Origin of the sequence: Pseudoalteromonas sp. Z1A6, from assembly GCF_011378745.1 — a bacterium.
Classification (GTDB): domain Bacteria; phylum Pseudomonadota; class Gammaproteobacteria; order Enterobacterales; family Alteromonadaceae; genus Pseudoalteromonas; species Pseudoalteromonas arctica.
Window position 1 is genome coordinate 1 of record NZ_WTKW01000310.1, and the last position, 4,885, is coordinate 4,885.

The following is a 4,885-nucleotide window of genomic DNA, read 5'->3' on the forward strand; positions in this document are numbered from 1 at the left end:
AAAGTTAAATACGACCTTGAAGCTTAAAATGAGAGATGGTATCTACATTGCTTAGCTTTTTTTGTTCATTAAGTATGGTTTTGCTAAAGCTTGGCATATTTTCAAGCGCTGCTTTAGTTGGGTTACCTTTTACAAATAACCACGGGTAGTAAAACATCCGTAAGCTTTTATGAAATCCACGCATTTGCGATTCATACCTAAATGCCGCTACGGCATCTGTTTTAGCCATTCGTGTTAAACCACGTTGAAGTAATAATGGCGGTGATAGCCAAGATACAAACCCGGCTAATGAATACTTTTTACGTGCCGCATCTTGGTAAGCGTGTGATAGCTTCGCCGCTTTTTCATCGCCCACTTGCTGAAATGCGTAGTACCATTTCCATTCAAACTCACTTTGCATGTCGGTGTAGTTTGTCCACTTTGGGTGATTTGCCACAAAGGCGTCCATGGTTATTTGCTTTGGAATATCCCACGCACCATTAACAGCTTCTCGCTGGGTAAGCACAATGTCGCCACCTTTTGGCGAATGCACCGCTTTGTTTATCGCTAAATCACCTAAAATAGGAATAATAAACGCAACTAATACCCAAAAACCTATTAAGGTTGAGGCAACACGTGGCGCACTACTGGCATTTTTGCCCCACCACACACTCAACAACGTCCAAAAAGCCAAGTAAATAACACATATAAAAGTAATAAATCCAACATCACCCAATACTGAGCTACTAAGAAAAGCGCCTACATAAAATGGCAACATTAAGCATATTATTACCGCTATAAACCTTACCGTTATACGTGCGCCCCACAGCGCAAAGTACGATTTAGCCGTAGTGACCAGCAAATCGTGCCTGCCACTGGTGCGCTCACTAGCAAATAAATCATGAAATAATAAAATAATCACCAATGGCGCTAAAGCACTTAATACAAATACAAAATCAATTTTACCGGCTTGAGCAAGCTCTGCGTTTTGTGCATCGCTTTCGTATATTTGCCCCTCTAGCGCAAGTAAGTTTAAGCGGTGTTTCCACGGGTAAATATCGCGCTCGCCTAAAGCAGCAAATGCTAAATTTGAAGGCGATGAATACGTTAAATGAAAACTGTAATAAGCAAGCGAGCCTGCATCATCGTACTTATGCTGTACATTAGTTAAATCCGTTAAATCGGCTGCTTTTAAGCGCTCAATAGTTTGCTTTTGCTGTGTTACTTCGCTAAGTCCGCTATAAACGGCAAATCCCGACATAACAAACGTACATACAAGTAGTACCACTAAGTATTTTTGACGAAGTAAAAAACGCCATTCACGCACAAGTTGTTTTAATAGGTAACTCATAACAAACGCCTCCCTACAAATTTAATCCCGCCTAACAACACTGCAATCCAAAGTAGTAGCTGTAAAAAAGCGGGTATGCTTCGCTGCGTTCTTATTTCAGGAGTGTCTACATTAAAGGTAAAGTCTTGCAGTATTTGCCAATTTTTAGCACTTACACGTGCCTTTTGGGTTGCTGCAGTATCGGCATTTCGGTTCATGTCATCTTGGTAGCTAAGTTTTTCTACATGAACTTTATTAAGCCCTTGTACAAAATCAAATCGCAGCTGCTCGGTTTCGCGTAAAAAACGATGATGCGTTTCAATACTCGTTCCCACTACAATCATTGATAACGACCGAATTGCCACCATAGGTGAAACCCAGCCAAAATAACGCGACACCTTTGTTTGGTTAAGCTCAGCTTGCATACGCTGCTGTGCAAACTTATTGAGTACGCTAGTTAGCTTAGCCTCAGATTCGCTTGCCACTAGCCCTCTAAAATTAACGGGTAACTCATCAATACTGCTCACGTTGTATTTAGTAAGGAGTGATTGTTTAAATTGCTTAAATGCGGGGTCGTTTGTGTTGTGGCCGTCACCTAGTTTTCTAAGCTCGGCTTTTACAGCAAAGTCGGTTTCTATTTTACCTGCTGATGGTACAGCCGTTGAAGCCGTTGTACTCGCTACTCGTGGCATTACAATACACAGTAAAATCCATACAAAAGCGAGTGTTGTAAAGCTGCCGCTGTTTTTACTAAACACGCTTGATGCCAATAAAACAAGCAGTACCCACACAGTTAAATATAAAGCGTAGCCAAGCACAAAGCTTGCCACTGCAAGTAACCCTTCGCCTGAGCCAAGTGTAAATAAAGCCGATACCGTAAGCGGAATTAAAATTAATCCTACAACCGACATTAACGCAAGCCCTTTACCTGCAATGAGTGTTGTGCCCGATGTACCTTGCGATAACAAGTAAGATAACGTTTGCGACTCACGCTCGCGACTAATAGCGCTATAACCAATTAATATCAGTAATAACGGTGCGAGTGTTTGTACAATAAATGCAGGGGTTAAACTGCCTAATTTGGTTAATGCTGTACCTTGGCGGCTATCTGCAAACATTGCACTGTTTTGTCTGTGCCCTTCTAAAAATATAGAGTTACCCGTATAGGCATCAATACCTGGGTCGAGTGTGCTAAGTGGCGAAGGTGTTCTGAAAGCGTAATGTCCATAATGCACCATTCTGTGTGGATGGCGGTCGGGTTGATCAACAAAGCTTTGCTCAGCGCTTGTTTGCAGTTCGTGGCGAGTATGGCTTAGCTCCATCATAGTAATAGCGGTAACAATTACCGACGCAAGCGTAAGCACTAAACCAATAGCAAGTACGGTCATTGCAAGTTTTGAGCGAAGCCAATAGCGCCACTCATCCTTTGCAACTATAACCACCTTTGAAAAGTTATTTATGCTCATTACGCGCCTCTTTGCGCAAAAGCTGCGTGGACTTGTTCGGTATCAATACGGCCATTTTGTGGTGCGTCAAATTCGCCCACCAGCTCACCGCCTCTTAATAAACCAATACGATTAGCCACTTGGCATGCGCCGTATACATCGTGCGTCACCATTAAAATAGTCGCTCCCGTTAATGCAAGCTCACGCACAAGTTGGTTAAACTCGTCAATTGCAACAGGATCTAAGCCCGACGTAGGCTCATCAAGTAAAAATATCGGTGCTTCACGTAAAATGGCTAATGCAATCGCTGTTTTTTGTCTCATGCCTTTTGAGTAGGTTTGCATGTGGCGATCCCACGCAGCTTCTTGCAAGGCTACGCGGTTAAACGCGGCATTAATTTGCTCGTCTGTTTTATTAATATCAGCAAGTGATAAAAAATACGCTACGTTTTCGCGTGCTGTTAAATGCGGATACAACGTTGCCGACTCAGGTAAATACGCGGTTTTACCACGCACAAAATCAAGCGCTTGTGTTACCTCTTTACCTGCTACTTTTACCGAGCCTTCGGATGGTTTATTAAAACCCAGTAACGTTTTTAAAGTGGTTGATTTACCCGCACCATTACCGCCTAGTAGCGCGTAAATTTCGCCAGGGCCCACGCTAAAGTTTAAGTTTTTTAAAATAGCGTTGTTTTTAATGCTAAAACAAAGCGAGTCCACTTCAATAATGGCATCGCGATTATTGTGTGTACTACTAACGGGTTGCTTAGGGATTTGTGATTCTATTGGTGATGTTTTATTAATTGCGGTAGGTGTTGTCACACTAAACTCTATATGGGGAATCAGAATTTGTGAATGTTATACTATATCAAACAGCAATTGCAACAATATAACATTGCCAATGTTAATAAATACGTAAATTTAACGCTATTAAGTAAAATTGATGTACCAAACGCTAATTTAAGCCAAGCTGTTAAGTGTAATTAATTAGCCTTTAGGTTTGCCCCTCTATTTAGTTTTTGTCCTATTTAATTTGTAATAGTTCTGCTAAAGCGAGTACGCCAGGCTCCAAAGGGCAATCTTTTCTATAAACAATCGAAAGCTCCACATGCTTAGGGCCAAAGCTAACAGGGTTTATACACAGCGGTTTTTCGTACCGGCTTCCTATAACCATGTTTTTACCCATAATTGTGTAACCTAAACCAGCAGATACACACCCTAAAACACCATCTGCACTACTCATAATCATTAACTCTTCATTAGTGCGCCCTGCTTTTTGTTGCCATACAAGTGCATGTTTTCGATGACCGCACCCCTCTCTCTCACAAATAATACAGGGTAATTTAAAATGGCTTGTAAATAATAATCATCGCGCAGAGCTAGGCATTCACTTTGCCGGAGCAGGCATCAGTATTGTTGTTACCTCACTACTCGTACAGTCAATGCTAGCCACAAATAGTAACTGGCAACAACAATGGATAGCGTTAGCCATTTTGGCTGCAATTATTGCAATACCAGCATGGCGGTGGATGCCACACCCCAGCGCTCATGGGCAAGTAAAAGTAACTAAAAAAGCCAACCCACCAAGTAAAACGTTTAAATTATTAATGATGCTAGCCTATTTTTGCGCAGGATATGGCTACGCCGTAAGCTCTACTTTTATTGTTGATATAGTAGAGCGTGTTGAAGGCCTAAAAGGACAAGGTAGCATTGCTTTTTTATTAGTGGGGCTTGCAGCAACACCCGCCGCATTAATATGGGATTCTATAGCACGGCGTACTGGATTTATTAAAGCTTTAATAGCCGCATACACTTTACTTTTAATTGGTATTATTTTGCCCGCTATTAGCGATACGCTCCCCGTAATTATAATAAGTACCCTTCTGTTTGGAGGCACCTTTATTGCCTGTGTAAGCCTTGTTTTAACCATGGCGGGTAACTTTTATCCTAGTAACCCTGCAAGATCTATGGGCACGATGACCCTAGCCTACGGCGACGCACAAATAATAGCGCCTATACCAAGTGGATGCCTGCTGGAATATTTTGGTAACTATAATATGGCGCTTTATTTATCAGCATTCATAGTAATGATTGGTACTTGGTTTTTGTTTGGGCTTTTAAAAAAGCCTTTA

5 protein-coding genes are annotated in these 4,885 nt (G+C 41.6%); 1 reads left to right on the forward strand and 4 read right to left on the reverse strand.

Annotated features, from left to right (window positions below; genetic code table 11):
* Nucleotides 1-4 precede the first annotated feature (4 nt).
* The 4 genes from GQR46_RS16005 to GQR46_RS16020 all read right to left on the reverse strand — a co-directional run bounded on the left by GQR46_RS16005 (nt 5) and on the right by GQR46_RS16020 (nt 4,086).
* On the reverse strand, nt 5-1,330 hold the full coding sequence (locus GQR46_RS16005; RefSeq protein WP_165741469.1) for a DUF3526 domain-containing protein: 1,326 nt from the start codon (nt 1,328-1,330) through the stop codon (nt 5-7).
* Nucleotides 1,327-2,775 carry a DUF3526 domain-containing protein gene (locus tag GQR46_RS16010; RefSeq protein WP_165741470.1) on the reverse strand — a complete coding sequence of 483 codons (1,449 nt, stop codon included), beginning with the start codon at nt 2,773-2,775 and terminating at the stop codon, nt 1,327-1,329. Before GQR46_RS16010 ends, GQR46_RS16005 begins: the two co-directional genes overlap by 4 nt.
* On the reverse strand, nt 2,775-3,575 hold the full coding sequence (locus tag GQR46_RS16015; RefSeq protein ID WP_346766806.1) for an ATP-binding cassette domain-containing protein: 801 nt from the start codon (nt 3,573-3,575) through the stop codon (nt 2,775-2,777). Before GQR46_RS16015 ends, GQR46_RS16010 begins: the two co-directional genes overlap by 1 nt.
* Nucleotides 3,576-3,777: 202 nt before the next feature.
* Nucleotides 3,778-4,086, reverse strand: coding sequence for a LysR substrate-binding domain-containing protein (locus GQR46_RS16020; protein ID WP_165741472.1), 309 nt, complete (start codon nt 4,084-4,086; stop codon nt 3,778-3,780).
* Between GQR46_RS16020 and GQR46_RS16025 the strand changes: the two genes are divergently transcribed.
* Nucleotides 4,085-4,885, forward strand: an 801-nt coding sequence (locus GQR46_RS16025) for a YbfB/YjiJ family MFS transporter (protein WP_346766807.1), incomplete at its 3' end; no start/stop codon positions are given. The genes GQR46_RS16020 and GQR46_RS16025 overlap by 2 nt on opposite strands.

Coding starts and splice junctions, on each gene's coding strand:
- GQR46_RS16005 (WP_165741469.1), bottom strand. CDS start 1,330: ATGAGTTACCTATTAAAACAACTTGTGCGTGAATGGCGTTTTTTACTT.
- GQR46_RS16010 (WP_165741470.1), bottom strand. CDS start 2,775: ATGAGCATAAATAACTTTTCAAAGGTGGTTATAGTTGCAAAGGATGAG.